The organism is Vibrio sp. 10N.222.55.C6, from assembly GCF_041473395.1.
GTDB lineage: Bacteria > Pseudomonadota > Gammaproteobacteria > Enterobacterales > Vibrionaceae > Vibrio > Vibrio crassostreae_C.
In genome coordinates this window covers 1-288 of record NZ_JBFRSD010000658.1, presented here as the reverse complement: position 1 = coordinate 288, position 288 = coordinate 1, and the positions used below count along the sequence as shown (strand labels likewise).

The window sequence follows — 288 nt, the reverse complement described above, 5'->3', positions numbered from 1 at the left end:
GAATAGATCAATGATTGACAGTTGGTCGTATTCGCCCGTTTCTTCATTTAGACCTGTTTTATAGTTCCACATGTTGAAGCTTGGTTTGTGCTCAAAGTGGTATAGCGTTGCTTCTACTCCGCTGTTTGCTGCCATATGACGAGCTGGACCATTGAACAAGGTGTCATTTAGTAAGGTTTTAAATTGCTTCATGTTGTCAAGAGCACCACCTAAGCTAGATTCTGAGTTAGGGTAGAAATCAGTTAGAGATAGAATATCTTGGGTTTGTTGGTGGCTAGTGATACCAAC

At 41.0% G+C, this 288-nt stretch carries 1 pseudogene; it reads right to left on the bottom strand.

Features of this window, described 5'->3' with window-relative positions:
* A pseudogene (locus AB4486_RS25515) lies at positions 1–288 on the bottom strand (carboxylesterase/lipase family protein); the annotation flags it as partial.